Below are 19,436 nucleotides of genomic sequence, written 5' to 3' on the forward strand. Positions count from 1 at the left end.
TTTATAAAGGGGAAATCCGGATAGCATATGCTTCCGATGTAGCTTTCTTTTAGAAAGCTTTTAGGCGAACGCTTCGCTTCTTCAGGTTCTTTCTGTCCTCTCCGTTTTGTGTAAATGATTAGTTGTTCAATTTATATAGTTCAATCTGGCCAGAGTGACTTATATAATAACGCTTAGCTCATTATAATGACGGATAATGGTATGGGCATCAACCAGGTGCGATCCTTGATCTAACTGCGGACAGTAACCCAGCGTATAGGATACCTCAGCATGCCGTCCCATCTGCATATCCCCATTACTGTCTCCAATTACAACGGCCACCGCAGGATCGATATGTAATTCACGGCAAGCCAAGAGTGCTGCTTCTCCATCCGGTTTGCCCTGGGTCACCCGATCACAGCCCACGATGGATGTAAAAAAGGAACGGATCCCCATCCAATCCAGATGTGTTTCCGCTGCCGCTGTACTGTCTGAAGTGACGACCGCCAGAGGTATGTCCGCTGCCCGGCAACTCTGCAAAAAAGCCAGCAATCCTGGCATTGGTTCAGCCGACTTGCGCTCTCGTACCTCTCGCATGGCTACACTTGAAAATTGGCGTATCGTTGTGATCGCTTCATTCCACGGCATGCCTGCTGCGTATAGCTGCCCGGCAAGCAATCCCGTGCACTCATCCACAGTTGCAATGGCCAGCGGGCCTTGCGGATCATATCCAATAATATGACCTTGTGAATTATGGGTGGTGCCCAGAACGTGCTCCCGTTCAACCGTAAATGAAGCACCAAGTTCATTCATACGTGATTGTAACTGATCCAGTAACGTCTCTGCCCATGGCCCCCATAACTGGAGGAATTCCAGCAGTGTTCCATCTTTATCCAACAGGATACCTTTACATGGGATCTGCGCTCCATTCACTTGAAGCATGGTCATCCGCATCACCTCCATCAAGTTATGCTATAAATGCATACAGCCCTTAATGCAGAATAATCAAACTCTACTTAATGGTACTTAACCAACCCAGAACCGTCTTGACGGTCTGATTCAGTTGTTCTTCTCCACTCACTTCCGGCTCGCCATCCCCTTTTTGATGACCATAATCACCAAACTGGGCGTGGTTACCACCTTCAATGGTGTAATATACCGTGTCTTCCGGAAGATACATCCGTCCACTCTGATACTTCGTGGCATTCACAACCTCATCTTTGGTACCCAGAATAGATAAAGCAGGTATTCCAAGTGACTTTACGCTTCCTTTTTCATCCGGGTATGATGCCAAGAAGAAGATGCCCTTTAGTGCATCAGGATGCGATGCTGCATAACGTGCAGCCATGGACCCACCGAGAGAATGTCCACCCATGACGAATTGTTCATCTGGATATGCGGCCAGAATCTCATCTGCCAGGTTTTGCTTGAGCACTGCCAGATTAACTGGCATCTTGGCAATAATCGTGTGATGACCGGCAGCAGCCAGCTCATGGGCAAGTGGTGCATAACTCTCCGGTTTCACCAGTCCGCCAGGGTAGAAAAGAACACTCTTGCCAACCGGTTTTTCTGGCACAAAATCAATCCAGTTCTCTTGTTCGCTCACCGTCACCTGGTTGGCTGTTTCCATGGCCGTTTGAGCTGTTTCCTGTGGACCGTAGGGTGTGAATAATTTCCACGCAACAAATCCACATCCAATGACAATGAGCGCCAGAAGTACGAGCAGGAATTTCCCGATGCCCCTCTTCTTGCGCCCTGTATTATACCGATTTCTCAACGTTAATCACCTTTCTCCACTTCCGCAGGTGCCGCGGCTCACAGAATTGGGAGCCTTCGTTAATCAGGCTCCCCTTCTCCGAATTGAAAAAATATTATTCAGCCTTGGCCTTACGGTAAGCATCCATATATTGTTCCGCTTTGCGACGGACATGACTCAGGTCACCCGTCTTCACAGCTTCCGATGTCAAGTCAGAGCCGATACCTACAGCCACTGCTCCACCCTTGATCCAATCCCCCAGATTAGATAAAGATACTCCGCCAGTTGGCATAAAATTCGCCTGCGGCATAGGACCCTTCATTGTTTTGATAATTGAAGGATCGTACAGATTACCCGGGAACAACTTCACGATGTCCACACCAAGTTCCAATGCGCGTTGAACATCAGCAATCGTCATCACACCGGGCAGAATCGGAATTCGATACAGGTTGCAGATCTGAACGGTATCCGGATTCAGGGAAGGACCGACAACAAACTCGGCACCCGACATGATGGCCGCTCTTGCCGTTTGTGGTTCTAGCACCGTTCCCGCACCAATAATCGCGAATTTCTCTGGATCTTGTGTGTTCCAATGGTATACACGGCTTAATTTTTCAATGGCTTTGAGTGCACTGGGTACGGTCATCGTAATCTCGATAACTTTAATACCACCCGCAATCGCTTGCTCGGCCATGGCAATGACCTGATCCGCAGAATCTGCACGCAGAACTGCCACAACCCCATTGTCCGTAATCTTTTGCAACAGCTGAAGCTTCTTCATTTCATTCTCTCCCTTGTCAATGTGGTGGTTGTGTATACAAGCCTTACATTTGAAGAACGAAGATGAGCCATATATGATTTCAGCAGCGACTAGCGCTCAACATGGGCAACGTTGTTCAGCTTGGCCTCGACCTGCCCCCACGTCGGGAGCGCCTCCCAATCGCCAACAGCCTGTATAACCATGGAACCGGTCAAATTGCCGAGACGGGTTGCTTCCTGCGGGGAGTATCCTTTTAACAACCCCGATAAAAATCCCGCGCAGAATCCATCTCCTGCTCCTACCGTATCCAGAACATGATCCGCCTTAAAGTACGGAACTTCCGTTAGGGTACCATTCGCCAATACGTAGGTCAAATCAGGGCCACCCTTCACGATGCACACAGCATTCATGGAAGATAAACGCTCAAGTACTTTTTGATCATTTTCTTCGTTGTATAGAAGTTTCATCTCGTCGAGACCCGGTAAAAAGTAGTCCGCCAGTTCAGCCAGACGCAGTAAAACCGGACGAGCCTCATCCGCTGACCACAGTTTGAGACGCAGATTTGGATCAAAGCTTACTTTCACACCTGCCTGTTTGGCAATATGTATGGCAGCTTCTACCGTTTCAAGTCCAGACGAACTAATCGCGGCTGTAATTCCTGTAACGTGCAATATCTTAGCTCCGGCAATATATGCGGGATCCAGATCATCTGGTGTAATCGCACTTGCTGCCGATAGCTTCCTATAATAATGTACCGAGGCTTTCCCGGAAGCGTTCTCACGAATCATCAAACCAGTGGGCTCGTGATCACTTAACCTTGCCCGTGATACATCTACGCCTTCACCGCGAATGGCTTTCAGAATCATGTTGCCGATCGGATCATTGCCCAAACGTCCAAACCAGCCACTGGTATGCCCGAGCCGGGATACCCCAATAGCCAGATTGCTCTCGGCACCCCCAAACGACTTGTCCAGTGTGGCTGCATATTCCAGCCCTCTTGTATCTTTGGCAGTCAGCAAACCCATACTCTCCCCAAACGTAATAATTTCCGGGCTTGGATTGGGACTCGTTGACATGATTTCTTCCCTCCTTATCGTTACATTTCCTCATCTTCTGTTACTATTGTCATCCTCTATGCAACCGTTGTCAATCCCGGAGCGTTCATTTTGTTGTCACAGCTTTGAGAAAAGATAACGCTTACTAATGTGAATTAAATCACAATAGATAATGTACATCCGTATTACCCTTATTACAGATGCAAATGACCTTGCAGCTAGGGTCTATAAGGGGGCTACACCATGAAAAATCAGACACTGATCCGGGATGATCAGGAATCTTTCTTTTACAATCTCCGCTTTATGCTTATCGTCTGTGTCCTTGCCGGTAATGCACTGGAACCACTCATTACACGCTTTGCAGGAGCAGAAGCTCTGTTCTTGTGGATATATACGTTTCACATGCCACTCTTTGTATGGGTGACCGGGTATTTTGCGACACACTCACTTCAAGGGGCCTCGGGGCGAAACGTCCTGAAGCAGATTGCCTTGCAATATGTGCTATTTCAGTCCTTATACGCATTAATGGACTTTACTGTGTTCCACACACCCCATATGCGGCTATCCTTCTTTGCACCTTACTTGCTATTATGGTTTCTCGCGAGTCATTTCTGTTGGCGACTGTTGCTTCGTCTCACGATTTCATGGAAACCGATATATCGGCTGATTGGATCGATTGCGCTCGGTGTAATTGCCGGGTATTTGCCCATAGACGGATTCTGGCTCAGCTTCAGCCGTACGTTTGTGTTCCTGCCGTTCTTTGTCATCGGTTATGACTATGGGGCATCCATCCGTTCTCGTTTATTATCCGGTTGGGGGCGAAGAACCGCAGCAATCCTCTCCGCTGCACTGCTGGTGTGGATTGGGTATGGCGGTTTGAATATTACATCAGGATGGTTACTCGGCAGCATGACATACGCCGAATTGGGCCACCACGAATGGTATGCAGGCTTCTTCCGACTTGGCATCTACTTGCTGGAAATCACATCGGCAGCACTATTCCTGGCCTGGGTACCATCCTTGACTTCCAGACTAACGGACCTTGGACGACGCACACTCTATGTATTCCTGCTGCATGGTTTTCTCGTTCGTCTCGCGATCTGGTCTGGGGTCTACAGTTATATGGGAAGCTCGGCGTATATTCCAATCATACTTGTCATCGCCGTACTCTTCGCAGTCACACTGGCCCTGCCGGCTGTACGTCACACGTTCAAACCCTTGATTGAACCGGATATATCCCGCTTTTCTTTCAATCGGCATGAGGTGTTTAAACGGTCGGCCTAACACTCTGACGGATCTCTTTATCATCGATTCTATCCTGGTTTGTTGTTTCAGGCTGGAAATGATGTGGTAATTTAGGGATACGCGCTACAAAAAACAACTTATTGTTGTAAGGAGTGATTTGTAATGGCACGTCAACCGACGTCAGAACGCAAGATGAGCCGTGAGGAAGCCGGTAGATTAGGTGGTAGAGCCACTTCCAAGAACCATGATCGAAGCTTCTATCAGATGATTGGAAAAAAAGGTGGAGAAGCGACTTCAGATGCCCATGACACTGACTTTTACAAGCAGATTGGACGCAAGGGCGGCGAAGCAACCTCCGAAACCCATAATAAGGAATTCTATCGTGAGATTGGACGCAAAGGCGGAAGCAACTAATGATTTCCGCTCACCACATCGAAACATGATCATAGTTTTCCCGCAAATCAAGAAGTCTGATTCCATGAAAATGGTTTGAGGCTTCTTTCTATTGATTGTAGAAATATGACGATGGTTGTGATAGACTCAATAGAAAAACCGGGTGTTCACGGGTTTAAAGCAGCAAAGAATTTCACAAACTACGGGGAGCTCGACACCGGCAAACCGATCTTTTTTTTAGAGTACGGATGAAATTAAACGACAGATGCACTGCCATTTACTTTTCCATTCATGTTGCTCAATATTATATATTTGGGGGGAAACACACCATGTCAGCCAAGAAGATGCGTTCCGATATGATCAAAAAAGGTTTTGACCGTGCACCGCACCGGAGTTTGCTCCGCGCAGCGGGCGTTAAAGAAGAGGATTTCGGCAAGCCATTTATTGCCGTATGTAACTCTTACATTGATATCGTACCCGGCCACGTTCACCTGCAGGAATTCGGTAAAATTGTAAAGGATGCTATTCGTGAAGCCGGTGGCGTCCCATTCGAGTTCAACACCATCGGTGTAGATGACGGAATTGCCATGGGACACATTGGTATGCGTTACTCGCTGCCAAGTCGTGACATTATTGCGGATTCCGTGGAAACCGTTGTATCTGCTCACTGGTTCGACGGCATGGTATGTATCCCGAACTGCGATAAAATTACACCCGGCATGATGATGGGTGCACTCCGCTGTAATATCCCTACCGTGTTTGTCAGCGGTGGACCAATGAAAGCCGGTCGTGACAGCAATGGTAAAGCTCTTTCCCTGACTTCCGTATTTGAAGGCGTGGGTGCTTACCAAGCAGGTAAAATCGATGATAAGAGCTTGCTTGAACTTGAACAGTTCGGTTGTCCAACTTGTGGATCATGCTCCGGTATGTTCACAGCAAACTCCATGAACTGTCTGGCTGAAGCGATGGGACTGGCTATGCCAGGCAACGGAACCATCCTGGCTGTTGCTCCTGAGCGTCGTGAGTTTGTTAAACAATCTGCTAAACAACTGATGGAACTTATCAAAATGGATCTGAAACCGCGTGATATCGTTACTGTAGAAGCGATCGATAATGCGTTTGCACTCGATATGGCGATGGGCGGCTCTACAAATACAGTACTGCATACGCTGGCACTGGCTCATGAAGCGGGCATTGAGTATCCAATCGAACGCATCAATGAAGTAGCTAACCGTGTTCCGCATCTTGCTAAACTTGCACCTGCTTCCGATCTTCACATCGAAGACGTACACAATGCAGGCGGCGTAAGCGCAGTGCTTAACGAATTGCTCAAGAAACCAGGCGCGATTCATGGAGACTGTATTACGGTTACTGGTAAAACAATCCGTGAGAACGTTGAAGGAAAAGAAATCCAGGATACAAATGTCATTCACCATCTGGATAACCCGCATTCCGAAAAAGGCGGCCTGGCTGTATTGTTTGGTAACCTTGCACCACAAGGAGCTATCATCAAAGTTGGTGCGGTTGATGCATCAGTTGGCGGATACCACAAAGGTCCTGCCATCTGCTTTGACTCCCAAGAGCAAGCGCTCGAAGGCATTGCTAACGGCAAAGTAAAAGAAGGACATGTTGTTGTTATCCGTTATGAAGGACCGAAAGGCGGACCAGGTATGCCTGAGATGTTAGCTCCTACATCCCAGATCGTAGGTATGGGGTTGGGTGCCAAAGTTGGTCTGATCACCGATGGACGCTTCTCTGGCGCATCCCGCGGAATCAGTATCGGACATATCTCACCAGAAGCAGCTGAAGGTGGTCCAATCGCCTTTGTTGAAGAAGGAGATATCATCGAGCTGGATCTGAACAACCGTATCATCGAATTGCACATCAGTGACGAAGAGTTTGAACGTCGTCGCGCAGGTTGGAAAGGCTTTGAACCGAAAGTAAAAACCGGTTACCTGGCTCGTTATTCCAAACTGGTTACCAATGCAAGCAACGGTGGCGTACTGAGTATCTAATTTACGTTATCCCTTACTGGAGCTATTAGAAACAATCTAATAAATAAAGGGTTGCTCTTCTGCCAAATCTGGCGAAGGGCAACCCTTTTCTTTTGCTAGTTGGTATAATTAGTCCGTTTAGTTTCGCTCTGGCAATATCTCTTGGTCAATTAACAACGATTCATCTCTGGATTCTTCCATCGTTGCTGCCACCTTCGTCGTATGTTGACCGTAACGCTCCAACAATATATCCAGCGGCATGGCAATCATCTTGGGTACCAATTGTTCTGTACGCTGTTTCAGACGTTTGGTTCCTGCCGGATGGATCACACTTAAGAGCAGTTTCAGGTATACTTTGGATGCAGCGCTGAACGGTCCAGGGGGCAATTCTTGTATGGTAAATCCGAATTTTTCCGGGCCTCTGTTAATCATACTCACACCGTATATGGCTTTGGCAGAGCGTAACTCAGGTTCGAGTGCTACCATGCGTGCCAAATCCGGCAATTGCTGTTCCATCGTCCGAATCATGCGAATAGCCAGATGCATACTGGAACGCGAAGTCACCCCAAGTTCGAACAGCTTCTGATTGTCAAAATGCAGTTCAATGACCGGATCTCCGTTTTGAATGACATGGCCATCACTCATCTCCATTCGTGCTCCGTGATATACACGAGATCGAAAGTGTAACATTGGATTTTCTGGCGAAGCCGTCCGCAGATGATATACCCAGTGGAACAACTTCTCCCAGCCCAGCCATAAGGCAACAACGATTCGCTTCCATAACTTCAACGTTGTCTGTCGTTGATTCTTGTTCTGAGATTCGCTCACTGTAACACCTCCCATCAACGTATCGACACGTACGCTATGCAGACCTAGCCTTTCCGCTTCCTCCAATACGACTTCCAGCGCCTGAAGCATCTGCTCCGGCGCGTGTGCATCAGCACCAAGGGTTGTTCCTCGATCATGCAGCAGCATAACCTCTCCGCCTCTTAGCTCTTTCAGCATCCGTTCGGTCAATCTCTCGGCACCTACTCGGCTTCTCCAGTCTTCAAACATGGAAGACCACAGTACAATCTTTCGTTCTTTCTTGCTGAAAAAATCAAACAGATTCATAATCCCCCATGGTGGACGATAATAACAAGTCTTCACGCCGGTTACTTCATGGATAATCTGACCTGTACGCTGAATCTGGTCACGAACCGTACGCGGCCGCATGAGCCAGTTCGTTTTGTGAATATAATTATGAATGCCAATAAGATGGCCTTCGTCATGTATGCGCTGAATGAGTTCAGGATGACTCGCGGCATGTTCTCCAACGACAAAAAATGTTGCTTTTGCTTGATGCTGACGAAGCAGATCGAGCAATCTCGGCGTATAGTGTGGATCTGGCCCATCGTCAAACGTTAATGCAAATTGTGTATCACTTCTCCCCCGTCGGAATACACGAAAACCGAAAAGCCTGCTGATCAAACTTGGAATAAAGGCGTAAAAAGATGAAAGATACAATAACCACAGTAAAATACTCTGAAGTATCGTTGTCATGTTGCAAGCTCCCCACTTCTCCTGCTGAATTACGGTGCGCTATGTCACTATCCAAAATAAACCGCCTTTAATTTTATCATAGTTTAGACTTTTCTTGAATCCTGTTTTCCCAAAAAGATAGCTATCGTGTACAATATATACATTATAATGATCTGCCTGCAAAGGAGCCATGTCCATGCTACCGCTTTACAAAAAATACGGGCGAACTGTCTTTGATATCGCTTTGCTCGTATTAACCGTGTACGTAATCATGTACAGTTTTAGCCAATTATATCAAATCGCTGCACCGGTTTTTCTCTCATTTATTGTGTACTGGATGATTGAGCCATTAGCCAAATTTCTACATCGCAAAGGGCTGCCCAAGACGCTTGGAGCTGCCATATCCGTCCTGTTATTTCTCGCGATAATTATCGCGGCCTTTTTTGGTGTGGGCTTGATTATTATCTCACAGATATCCAATCTTCAAGATAATTTTCCTGTATACATTGAAATGATACAGCGTGAATTTACCAATCTGGTGTTATTCATTCAGGACAAGTCAGATGCTCTCCCTGATGGGATTATGGATAAAGCGAATGAGTATTTTGCAACACTGACCGGCTTCCTATCCAAATGGGTAACGAGCGGAGCGCAATTCATTGTAGGTTTCCTCAGTTCATTCTCTTCGTTTATTACGAACTTCGGAATTGCGATTATTCTGGCCTTCTTTCTCAGTATCGAGATTGAATCCTGGCGCAAGTTCGCCCGTGCGAAGACACCCAAAACCTTGAAGTTAGCTATTGAATTCATGCGTAATCACGTGTTCAAGACGATCCGTTCGTATCTGAAGGCGCAGATGATCATGATGCTCATTACGTTCGTATTGATCTATGCAGGTTTGTTGATTTTGGGAACCTCTAACGCCTTTACCATTGCAGCGGTCTGTGCGGTTTTTGATCTGGTACCATTGCTTGGCGTTCCTGTTGTATTCATTCCATGGATCGTCTACCTGTTCATTATAGGCAATAGTAGCCTGGCCATCGGTCTGATTGTGATTCTTGCAGTGACGATGCTGACACGACAATTGCTGGAACCAAAAATATCGGGTAACTCGATTGGCGTATCTTCGGCGTACTTAATGCTTTCGTTTATGCTGATCTCCCTTTCGATCTTCGGCCTGGCTGGTGTAGTGTTATCTCCAGTGCTTCTGATCCTTCTGAAAGAACTGTTACAACAAGGGTACCTGCAAAAGTGGATTCACCTGCCAAAAGATGAATTTGAATCTTCTCCATTGGTTATGGACCCACCCGTTAGCACGGCCTCAGCGAGTTCTGCCGAGTCCGCGATGCATACGCCTGTTCCTGTGAAGGATCACGAGGACCCAGCCAAATAGTCCATGACCTTCTTGAAGAGAGCTGTCGCCTGATGATGGCTGTCTGGAGAGACATTCTGAACAAGAACAGCTACGGCGTACTTGGGTTCTTCTATCGGTCCATAACCGATGAACCATTGATGATTACGCTTCTCCCCATGTTTCTGTACCTGAGCTGTACCTGATTTCCCTGCAACATGCCACCGAGCACGCTGCAGGGATTTTCCTGTTCCCTCACGGACTACCTTATTCATCCAGGATAACAGTTTATGCGCAGTTGCGGGAGCAATCTGTCCTGCGGCTGAAGGTGAATCATGCAAGGGCATCTCCAACATGATGCCACCATCCGCATATCGGATCCGTTCAACGAGGCGTGGGGCACTAACCTTTCCATCATGTAACAGTGTCACGATCAGATTGGCGGCTTGCAGCGGTGTGACCAAGACGTCTCGCTGACCGATGGCTGTCTGTATTTTCGCACCTTCATCACCAGAAGAAACAGCCTCTGTTCGCACACGTCCGTAATCTTCATGATCAAAATGTCGTAACACGGGCATCCCGGCCATCTGTTTCCCCTCCCAACCAACAGGACGTGCCAGTCCCAGACGATCTGCCGTGTTCTCCAGTTGCTCCATACTAAGCCTGCGCGCCGTTTCCGCGAATACGATGTTGCAAGACTCCGCGAAGCCCTGTTCCAGACTCAGGTTTCCATGCCCATGCTCTTTCCAGCAGGACAAACCATACTTTCCATACTCACCACCACAATGAAATTCTTCTTCATGAGAAACCGCATGGTATTCCAACGCAGCAACCGCAGTGACAATTTTGAAAATGGAACCCGGGACGGCTCCCTGTACTGCACGATTTCCCCAGGCCGATTGCTTGGGGTCCACATGTTGTGGCTGATAGAAAGGGCGGGAGATCATGGCGCGAACATCTGCGTTAGCCGCATCTAACACAACAACGGCCCCTTCTTGTAATCCAGATTCTTCTGTCAACTGCTCCAACCCACGCTGCAACCCGGCATCCACAGTGGTTTCTACACGTAAAGGATAATGGCTATTAGCCGGTGCAATGACGTGCGGCTGAAGATCAGGGATAATCTCCCCACCACCCGAGACCATACGTGATACAAGCGTAGGACCAATTCCCCTCAACAGGGGTTCGAGTGTCCTCTCCAGTCCAGCTGCCCCTGATTTCATGGCAAATGGCTGTTTCACTTCATCTCGATGCCCAGTTAGAACTTTGGAGAACTCAGGCTGTTCAGCCAGATATCCCATCCACTGCATTCCCGTCTGCCCCTGAAGATACCGTGTCATCATTGGATAGATGCCAGCTCCTTGCAGGTGCAAACTACGTAGGCGCTCCACCTGAGCAGGGGTCAAATGAACAGGCTGAGTTGCACCTGCTGTCCAGAAATGAGGTACACTTTCCTGATTCCATTCCTTCTTCAATTGATTCAGATCGGTATGTAATATAGCTGCCAACTGTGTCATCTCTGAGCCTTCTAATGCTCCTTGCTTGCGTAGTTTCTCTAATGGCACTGCCTGTGGAAAAAGAACTAAGCCCCATTGCAGCTTACCGGTCAACGCCTCACCCTTGTAATCTGTAAATTGCCCCCGGCCCGTATCAAGCATCACCCCGCGTTCACGCTGCAATACGGACATTTCACGTACCGTTCGGTGAAATCCAGGCATGGTCTGATTCACCTGAACGATCTGGACCCATCCCAATCGCAATATAAGCAATCCAAAGACAAGAGTTAGAAGAATACAAGTTATATAGATTCGCCGTTTCGCAAGGAGATGCATCCAAATCTCACCTTTTGTCGTTTTGACATATTATTGCTGATAAGGCTTGGAATTATCCGGTAAACCAAAAGAAAACCTGTCCCATGTACGGGACAGGTTCTCCTCATTTCAATGTTGGCTTGTTACACCGTAAAGCGTGACAAGGTTTCTTTCAGTTCAGTGGACACATTCTCCAGTTTGCCAGACAGATTTACCAGCTGGTTACTGATATTTTGCTGTTCACTGCTCAAGGAAGCTACTTCTTGGGACGTTGCAGAAGATTCTTCAGCTACAGCGCTGACATTGCTCATGGCTTCAGACAACGTACCTTGAGATTTGTTCAAATCTCCAATAGAACCTGTCACCATGCCCAAACGTTCCACAAATGCCCCCATCTGTTCCTGTACGGAAGCGAAGATGACGTTGGTATCTTTAACCGCATCCATCTGTTCCTTGAATAACGGATAGGCTGCAGACAAAGCATCCACGGTCTCATTCATTTCGGTCATGATTTTGTCAGTGATCTCTCCAACCATCTCAATGGATTGTCTGGATTGAGCCGCAAGCTGACGAACCTCATCAGCCACCACCATGAATCCGCGTCCGGCTGCACCGGCACGTGCTGCTTCAATGGTCGCATTCAGGGAAAGGATATTCGTCTGTTTCGTTATGTTTTGCAGCACTTCAAGCACTTTCAGAACAGAAGACGTACTCTCTTTCAGCGAATCAACTTTATTCACCAGTGCACCAATCATTTCTTCTGTCTTCTGGGTTTTGGTCATCAACTGGTTCAGATGTTGTGTTCCTGTCTGACTGGACTTCTCTACATGACGAGCAGAATCACCCATCTGTTCATTAGCAGCAATTACACTCTGCATCTGACGAGAGATATTGTCAGTTAATTCATTACCACGTTCCGCTTCGGTCGCCAAACTGCCTGCACCGCCTGCGATCTCTTCTGTAGCTACGGCGATCTCCGAGGCAGATACAGCCGTTTTCTTGGATGCACTGCTCAGCTCAGAGGCCGTATCCAATACTTCCTGCGCAGAACGATTCGTTTGTTCAACCAGCTTCGTGATCTGCTCCATCATCAGATTGAAGGCGGTTGAGAGCTGACCGATTTCATCTTGGGAGCTGTATGGTGTACGAACTTTAAGATTACCTTTAGAACCTTCCTGCATCAGGTCTTTCAATTTGCCGAGTGGACGAGCGATCATACGCACCATCCAAACCCCGATCAATACTGCAATCCCCGCATCAATCAGCGCCATCCACAGGGTCAGAGTCAGAATGCCTTTTGCATCCTGAACCAAAACAGAGGTAGGTATCATACCAACTAGTTTCCAATTGGATGTATCCATCGTGCTATATACAGCCAGCATTTCCGTAGATTTGCCATCTACCATATACTCCGTATTCGTACTACCTGCTGGTTCGGTCAACTCTTTGACAAATGCAAGCTCTGTATCTTGTCCCGTACCATCCGAGATGGAGGATGCCACCACTTTATTATCCGGAGCGATCAGTTGAAGAACAGCTCCCGGACCCAGATCAAGCGATTTCAATTGTTCCTCCAAAACTTCCAGTTTCAGTTCAATAACCAGAACATACGACTGAGTAGTACCTTGCAGGTTTTTCATGGAACGTGCAATTTTGAATGTTGGCGTTGAGCCATCTTCCTTAATCTCTGTTGGAAGCCAGCGATAACCGCCCGCCTCAATCAACTCACTGTACCATGCTTCCTGGCGAATGCTGCCCATGGATGAACTGTTGCTACCGGTACCCATAATGGACTTCGTATCGTCCGTAGGTACCAAATAAATCGCTTCCATGGATTTATTCGTAAATGCAATATTGGACAATTGTTTGTTGATCGAACTTGAATTTACGAATGTATCATACGCAGTCAGATTCTTATCTGACATTTTTTGTAGCAAGGACTGCATCTCTGGATCAAAGAAAATCTGTGTGGATGTATCCACAAATCTCTCCAAAATGATGTCCATTTTTTGTTTGGTCTGATCAATGGTCTCCTGATTGGCACGCGAAGCATTTTTCTCTATCGTACCCTTGGCTTTTGAATAGGATAATAGACCTAAACTCACTACAAAAATCATGATCCCCGCAAAAAAGATCAAGAACAGTTTAACCCCTACGGATTTAACCGGATTTGCCTTCCTAATTTGTTTGAAAGAAGACCCTCCAAGGTTTTTCCAATCCCGGTTTTTGAATTGTTTTTTTACCCAATCGGTCTTGATCCAGCCCAGCTTTAATTTACTACGGTCAAACTTAAGTAATTTTTTCCCATTCCCTGTAATTTTACTTTTACCTACTTTTTCTTTCTTTACTTTCTGAACCTGCTCAGGGTTAACCTGATCGGATTTTGTCACTTGCTCCCCACTGTCTTTCTGCTTCTTTTGAACCATTCCCATTCACCTGCCAGTTATTTACTTGTTGGATTTTTCTTTCTCTCCCCTATAAATATGTAGTATTCGACAGCTTTCTTCGTTCCCCTTTCATATCCCAGAAATATTTTACAACTTTATTCCTATTTTTCTATAAAAAAAAGACCCCCATATGCCGATAAACGGAGGCCCTACATGTTGATTTCATAACACTATTTTGTTAAATCATAATACAATATTGGCACATTGTAGGTATTTGAGCCTACTTCTTTTTTCTCATCATATCAAAATACGAAACCGGCTGATCCACTTTCATTTTAACCAGTTGCAAAGGGTGACGAGCAGCATCTAGAACATTGCCTTCTTCATCCTGTATTTCGCCGACCACCTGTTTGAAAAAGTGACCACCCGGACCAAAAAATTCGATTTCCTGTCCTGGTTTGAAGTGATTGCGCTGTTGAATGGTTGCCATGCCTGTTTCAGCATCATACCCCATGACCAATCCAGCGAAGTCAAAAGGCACAGCCTTTTCTTCCGGTTCATAGATATGATCTTCATGGTCTGGTGTATCATAGAAAAATCCGGTATTCAGCGGGCGATTCGCCGCTTTGTTCATTTCTTCAACCCATTCAGGTTTCAGAACATAATTCTCCGGATCTGCCATATAGGCATCGATGGCTTGACGGTATACGTTAACCACGGTTGCCACGTAGTGAATCGATTTCATACGTCCCTCGATCTTGAAACTGTCCACACCCACATCAATCAACTCGGGAATATGGCCAATCATGCACAGATCCTTTGATCCCATGGAGAATGAATTATCCTGTTCCTGGAACAGGGGAAGCTGGTTCTCACCCAGTTTGAATGGCGCAGGTGCCTTCATCTGCAAGTCCTCTTCGCTAACCCACACCGTATCTTCTCTCACATCTTCAAACAAATCATACTTCCAGCGGCAAGACTGGCAACAGCCGCCCCGGTTGGAGTCCCGATCCGTAAAATGGTTGGAGAGCACGCAACGTCCGGAATACGAGGAACACATCGCCCCGTGAATAAAGGCTTCAATTTCAATGTCCACATTTGCCTTGATCTCTTCAATCTCTTCGAAGCTGGTCTCACGTCCAAGAACAACCCGTGGAAGTCCTTCATCTTTCCAGAACTTCACAGCTTGCCAGTTGAGTGTGGATTGTTGCGTACTCAGATGTACCTCAAGACCTGGCACAGCACGTAGGGCTACTTCAATAATAGCTGGATCAGCTACGATGATCGCAGAGATTCCCGCATTATAGAGGTTTTGCAGGTATGTTTCGATACCCTCAATATCCTCATTATGTGCATAGATGTTCGTCGCTACGAACACTTTGGCTCCATACTTCTTGGCAAACTCTACACCTTCACGCATCTCTTCAAAGCTGAAGTTATCCGCGTTGGAACGCAGTCCATAGGCCTGCCCACCGATATATACGGCATCTGCACCGTAATGGATCGCAAATTTCAGTTTTTCCAGATTACCCGCCGGAGCTAACAGCTCCGGTTTGTCCAGACGGTTACGTTTACCCGAGAACTTCCGCTGTACCGCCACTGTTTCCATTCTGTTCACCTCGTCTATTAATACACTTGTTCTTTATAGAAAAATCCAAATGACATTTCACGTTCTGGGTCCTGTAACTCCCGCACCTCATTGAGCCACTCTTCAGAGAACGCATATGCATCAGCATCGGCAACATAACTGTCAATCGCTGTCCGATATGCACGTACAACAGCTTCATTGTAGGCTAGTGATTTTAAGATACCTTCAATTTTGAAACTGTGCACACCCGCCTCCATCAACAGATGAAGATCCTCGAGGATACATATATCCTCCGAACTCATAATGTGCGTGCCATTCATGTCCTCATAGATCGGGAATTTCTCATCCCGGCGTTCAGCCTCGATCAGGAACAATCCACGTTCTTTCCCTAGATGTCCCTCGACTGGCCGTCCTTGATGAGCCATATAACTTTGCACCAGACTGCGCTTGGAATGATATATATTCGTCATGCCATGCACCTGAACCTGCGCTTCCACCTTCAGAAAAGGAACCATTTCCGTCAACTCGTCCATATTCAACTCACGGGCAAGCACAACGCGACTCGCTCCCTTGGTTCCCCAATAGTTGGCCGTTGCATAATTCGTTGAAGTCATCTCCGCATTCCAGTGCAGCTTCACGTGTGGAGCGTACTCCTTAATCGCAGCCAATACGGATGGATCATTAAATTCCACACCATCAATACCGATTCTGCCAAGTGCTTGAACATACTCAGGCAATTCTTTCAACAGCTCGTTGGACATCAGATTAGTCATGGATACATATACACGCGCCTGATGTTTGGCTGCAATGGCAACCACCTCTGCTGTCTCCTCCACGCTGAAGCTACCTGGAAGACGCATGCCGAATCGATCATCTCCAATGACCAGAGCATCTGCTCCAGCCTGGAGCAGCACTTCTGCCTCTTTCACATTCGCTGCTGTAACGAGCAGTTCATGTTTCTTACTCATATAATCCCCTCCGCTTATTGCGCAGCCTTACTTTTGGCTATATTTTGCTGGTGTTCCTTATACGTTTTGGCAAATAGATGTCCAGACGAGCCGTCCTTTTTCGTCACATAGAACAGATACTCCGAAGCTTCCGGATTTAGCGCTGCTTCAATGGACGGAAGACTTGGACTGGCAATTGGACCAGGTGGCAAGCCTTTATTCAGATACGTATTATAAGGACTTTTCACCTTCAGATCCTTGTAGAACAATCGCTCCTTTGGCCTGTCGAGCAGATATTGCACGGTAGCATCGATCTCCAGCTTCATATCCTGATTGATCCGATTGTAGATTACACCTGCAACCAGAGCACGTTCCTCGTCCACTACAACTTCTTTCTCCACCAGTGAAGCAATGGTCAGCAGCTCGTGCAGTGAAAGATTCTTCTCTTGGAGCTTGGCTTCCAAATCCGGGATAGAATTGATCTTGGTCTGGAATTCTTCCAGCATCCGTTGCATCACATCATGCGCGGAACTTCCCTTTTTCAGCTCGTAGGTCTCCGGGAACAGGTACCCTTCCAATACGTAGCGAAGTTCTTCATCCACTGGAATATCTTTGAGGATATCTACATCGAAGGCCGAAGGATCATTGGCCAGCTTGATGAATTCATCCCGATCGACAACATGCTCATAAGAAAGCTTACCCGCCATTTGCAGAACAGTATAACCCTCCGGAATCGTAAATTTCACCATTTCCTCCGGTACTACTTCACCACTACTCAGCTTGCTAACAATCTCATCATATGTCACGCCAGGATTCATAGAATATGTACCCGCCATGAAATTAGACCCTAGTTTTTTCCACTTTAAATACCCTTTGAAGGTTAACCCACTTCGAATGAGGCCTTCTTCTTGAAGCTGATCCGCGATTTTTGAAGTTCCCGATCCGCTCTTAATCTCGAATACGACCGGTTCTGTAGAAGCTTCCACAGGACGCATCATACTCCATACGTAACCGCCTGCGCCTCCGGCAAGAACTACAATGATAAGCAGTATGACTACTATTGCTTTCCCTTTCAAAAAAGAAACAACTCCTTTACACAACCAAAAAGAGCGGACTTCTCCGCCCTCCCGGTTTCTTCAATTTGAAGCTGATTAATCTTCGTCAATGGGGAGTGTACATTCATCATACAGTTCAGAGATGTTCTCCCACTCATCATCATCGTCGATCGTAACTAACTCTGGCATGATCTGGCCTTCACTTCCAGGTGATACCCGCAGAAGTTCAACCTCGTCATAAGGTCGCAACGAACTGCGGAGCACCGCGTACTGTTGACCGTTCACTTCGAACTCAGCCAACAAGTCATACGGTTGTGATTTACCGTTCTCTTCCTCGAGCTCAACATGAGCACCGAATGCCAGACGCAGTGAATCTGTCCATTTCAGGTCTTTGCGGCTATATTCCGTCATTTAGTTCGCTTCCTCTTCATCTTCAGCAAGAAATGTATTAAACGTCTCCTCGACGATATCCCACTCGGCATCATCTTGGATAACGAAAAGTTTGATATCGTCGCCCTCTTCTTCATAACGGAATGCATATACATCCGTTTCGCCATCTTCAGGTTCAACCGGAGCAACCATCATGTACTTGGCCTCCGAACCGTCTACTTCAAACTTCATGATGACTTCGAATTCCTCTTCATTACCCTCGTCATCCGCAATGTAAATAATTTCCGCTTCTTCTTCCATACCCAGTTGATCTTCAGCCATTGTTGATCCCCCTCACCTTCTACTATTGGCATCCAAATAATTTTGCAAAATCAAGCTTGCGGCCATTTTGTCCACAACCTGTTTGCGTTTTTTCCGACTGACATCCGCTTCAATCAGCGTACGTTCTGCTGCCATGGTTGTCAGTCGTTCATCCCAAAGGTGAACAGGTAAATTCAGTTCATCCCGCAGGCGATCGGCAAAAGCAATGCATATCTCACCGCGCGGTCCTACGGTGCCGTTCATGTTTTTGGGAAGTCCGACTACGATCTCACTAATCTCATGCTCACGCACAAGTTCGGCAATCCGAGCGAACTCGCCTTCATCACGGCGGCGTTCAAGTACTTCCAATCCCTGGGCAGTCCAACCGAAGGCGTCACTCGCGGCAACTCCGATTCTTCGGTCCCCATAGTCCAAACCTAATATTTTCATCCATGCTCTCCCATCCTGGGCCTGCTCAGGTCGATTCAACATCGCCTTATCAAGCTTCAGGCTGTCTTCTGTCGGTTCATTTCCCGCTGCCTGCATGGCTGCAACACAGCGGAAGCGGCGTACATTACCGGTGATTGGCCAGATAGGAACGTACAAGCTCTTCAATCAGCTCATCGCGCTCCTTCTTACGGACCAGACTACGTGCGTTGTTGTGACGAGGAATGTATGCCGGGTCTCCTGAAATCAGATACCCAACAATCTGGTTGATCGGATTATACTCCTTATCGACCAATGCATCATATACCGTGAGAAGAATCTCTTTGGATGATGCTTCCTGTTCGTCACCTTTCACATTAAATTTAACCGTCTTATCCATGGAGTCCATTGATGACACCTCGCTCCTGCATGAACATGGGGACCATGTCCTGCCGAATTGATTTCTGTTTATATAATA

17 protein-coding genes and 1 pseudogene are annotated in these 19,436 nt (G+C 47.0%); 4 read left to right on the forward strand and 14 right to left on the reverse strand.

Annotation, left to right across the window (positions count from 1 at the left end; translation table 11 throughout):
- Window positions 1-159: 159 nt before the first annotated feature.
- The 4 genes from AB4111_RS18635 to AB4111_RS18650 all read right to left on the reverse strand — a co-directional run bounded on the left by AB4111_RS18635 (window position 160) and on the right by AB4111_RS18650 (window position 3,571).
- Window positions 160-927 (reverse strand): HAD family hydrolase, encoded by a 768-nt coding sequence (locus tag AB4111_RS18635; RefSeq protein WP_442032716.1) that lies wholly within the window; start codon window positions 925-927, stop codon window positions 160-162.
- A gap of 64 nt (window positions 928-991) precedes the next feature.
- Window positions 992-1,756 carry an alpha/beta fold hydrolase gene (locus AB4111_RS18640; protein ID WP_442032717.1) on the reverse strand — a complete coding sequence of 255 codons (765 nt, stop codon included), beginning with the start codon at window positions 1,754-1,756 and terminating at the stop codon, window positions 992-994.
- Between the two features lie 94 nt (window positions 1,757-1,850).
- Window positions 1,851-2,516 (reverse strand): bifunctional 2-keto-4-hydroxyglutarate aldolase/2-keto-3-deoxy-6-phosphogluconate aldolase, encoded by a 666-nt coding sequence (locus tag AB4111_RS18645; protein WP_017686833.1) that lies wholly within the window; start codon window positions 2,514-2,516, stop codon window positions 1,851-1,853.
- Window positions 2,517-2,605: 89 nt separating this feature from the next.
- On the reverse strand, window positions 2,606-3,571 hold the full coding sequence (locus AB4111_RS18650; RefSeq protein WP_442032718.1) for a sugar kinase: 966 nt from the start codon (window positions 3,569-3,571) through the stop codon (window positions 2,606-2,608).
- Window positions 3,572-3,793: 222 nt separating this feature from the next.
- Here AB4111_RS18650 and AB4111_RS18655 point away from each other — a divergent pair, with 222 nt between their 5' ends.
- From AB4111_RS18655 to ilvD, 3 genes and pseudogenes are all read left to right on the forward strand, one after another.
- On the forward strand, window positions 3,794-4,834 hold the full coding sequence (locus tag AB4111_RS18655) for an acyltransferase family protein (protein WP_442032719.1): 1,041 nt from the start codon (window positions 3,794-3,796) through the stop codon (window positions 4,832-4,834).
- 123 nt (window positions 4,835-4,957) lie between these two features.
- Window positions 4,958-5,200: pseudogene (locus AB4111_RS18660) on the forward strand (KGG domain-containing protein); the annotation flags it as partial.
- 317 nt (window positions 5,201-5,517) lie between these two features.
- Window positions 5,518-7,203, forward strand: a complete 1,686-nt coding sequence (gene ilvD / locus AB4111_RS18665) for a dihydroxy-acid dehydratase (RefSeq protein WP_074096200.1) — start codon at window positions 5,518-5,520, stop codon at window positions 7,201-7,203.
- A 117-nt stretch (window positions 7,204-7,320) separates the two neighbouring features.
- Here the strand turns inward: ilvD and AB4111_RS18670 are convergent, their stop codons facing one another.
- The gene (locus AB4111_RS18670; RefSeq protein WP_442032720.1) at window positions 7,321-8,724 is read right to left on the reverse strand and encodes a polysaccharide deacetylase family protein; all 1,404 of its coding nucleotides are present in this window, start codon (window positions 8,722-8,724) and stop codon (window positions 7,321-7,323) included.
- 175 nt (window positions 8,725-8,899) lie between these two features.
- On the opposite strand from AB4111_RS18670, the gene AB4111_RS18675 reads away from it, so the two are divergent.
- Window positions 8,900-10,096, forward strand: a complete 1,197-nt coding sequence (locus AB4111_RS18675) for an AI-2E family transporter (protein WP_442032721.1) — start codon at window positions 8,900-8,902, stop codon at window positions 10,094-10,096.
- On the opposite strand, the gene AB4111_RS18680 is transcribed toward AB4111_RS18675, so the two are convergent.
- The 9 genes from AB4111_RS18680 to AB4111_RS18720 all read right to left on the reverse strand — a co-directional run bounded on the left by AB4111_RS18680 (window position 10,075) and on the right by AB4111_RS18720 (window position 19,367).
- Window positions 10,075-11,814 carry a peptidoglycan D,D-transpeptidase FtsI family protein gene (locus AB4111_RS18680; protein ID WP_442032722.1) on the reverse strand — a complete coding sequence of 580 codons (1,740 nt, stop codon included), beginning with the start codon at window positions 11,812-11,814 and terminating at the stop codon, window positions 10,075-10,077. The genes AB4111_RS18675 and AB4111_RS18680 overlap by 22 nt on opposite strands.
- Before the next feature lie 194 nt (window positions 11,815-12,008).
- On the reverse strand, window positions 12,009-14,297 hold the full coding sequence (locus AB4111_RS18685) for a methyl-accepting chemotaxis protein (protein WP_442032723.1): 2,289 nt from the start codon (window positions 14,295-14,297) through the stop codon (window positions 12,009-12,011).
- A 235-nt stretch (window positions 14,298-14,532) separates the two neighbouring features.
- Entirely contained in the window at window positions 14,533-15,861 is a 1,329-nt protein-coding gene (locus tag AB4111_RS18690) for a peptidase U32 family protein (protein ID WP_442032724.1), read from the reverse strand.
- Between the two features lie 17 nt (window positions 15,862-15,878).
- The gene (locus AB4111_RS18695; protein ID WP_442032725.1) at window positions 15,879-16,808 is read right to left on the reverse strand and encodes a peptidase U32 family protein; all 930 of its coding nucleotides are present in this window, start codon (window positions 16,806-16,808) and stop codon (window positions 15,879-15,881) included.
- Window positions 16,809-16,822: 14 nt separating this feature from the next.
- A complete protein-coding gene (mltG, locus tag AB4111_RS18700) occupies window positions 16,823-17,863 on the reverse strand; it encodes an endolytic transglycosylase MltG (RefSeq protein ID WP_442032726.1) in 1,041 nt (346 codons plus the stop codon).
- A gap of 75 nt (window positions 17,864-17,938) precedes the next feature.
- Window positions 17,939-18,253 (reverse strand): DUF1292 domain-containing protein, encoded by a 315-nt coding sequence (locus AB4111_RS18705; RefSeq protein WP_253440164.1) that lies wholly within the window; start codon window positions 18,251-18,253, stop codon window positions 17,939-17,941.
- Window positions 18,254-18,553 carry a DUF1292 domain-containing protein gene (locus AB4111_RS18710; protein ID WP_017686820.1) on the reverse strand — a complete coding sequence of 100 codons (300 nt, stop codon included), beginning with the start codon at window positions 18,551-18,553 and terminating at the stop codon, window positions 18,254-18,256. It abuts the gene before it with no gap.
- 12 nt (window positions 18,554-18,565) lie between these two features.
- Entirely contained in the window at window positions 18,566-18,982 is a 417-nt protein-coding gene (gene ruvX, locus AB4111_RS18715; protein WP_036616953.1) for a Holliday junction resolvase RuvX, read from the reverse strand.
- Window positions 18,983-19,106: 124 nt separating this feature from the next.
- Window positions 19,107-19,367 (reverse strand): IreB family regulatory phosphoprotein, encoded by a 261-nt coding sequence (locus AB4111_RS18720; protein ID WP_036616950.1) that lies wholly within the window; start codon window positions 19,365-19,367, stop codon window positions 19,107-19,109.
- Window positions 19,368-19,436: the final 69 nt, after the last annotated feature.

It is taken from the genome of Paenibacillus sp. 2KB_22, from assembly GCF_052115745.1.
In the GTDB taxonomy this organism is placed as follows: domain Bacteria; phylum Bacillota; class Bacilli; order Paenibacillales; family Paenibacillaceae; genus Paenibacillus.